The organism is Rhizorhapis sp. SPR117, from assembly GCF_021742065.1.
The window spans coordinates 1-379 of the sequence record NZ_JAKKIE010000249.1; the positions used below are offsets into that span (position 1 = coordinate 1).

Annotated in this window: 1 protein-coding gene; it reads right to left on the reverse strand. The window is 60.2% G+C overall.

Translation table 11 applies throughout. The annotated features are described in order from the left end of the window. On the reverse strand, positions 1–379 hold a 379-nt coding region (locus L3X40_RS22230), incomplete at both ends, for a Mu transposase domain-containing protein (protein WP_445177245.1).

Here is a 379-nt window from a genome sequence, read left to right on the forward strand (position 1 = left end):
GATAATATCTCGACCATCTCCCTATCGCCGCCGGGCCTCTTGAGCAGATGACCCTGCAACTGGCGGAACGCTTGCGGCATCTCGATAAATGGTGCGCCGTTGCGCAAGGCACCGGGCTTGCGCTGGATTACCGCCAGATAGTGCCGCCAGTCATAGTTGATCCGCCCCGGCAGATGATGGGATCGGGCAATAATGCGGTCATGCTCGCACAGGATACGGCCCTCGGCGGCGATAACGATCCGATCCGGGTAAATCCGCAAGGATACAGGCCGGTTGGCAAAGGATGCCGGCACCGAGTAACGGTTGCGCTCGAACGTCACCAGACAGGTCGGCGACACGCGCTTGGTGTGTTCGACAAAGCCGTCAAAGGGACGGCCTA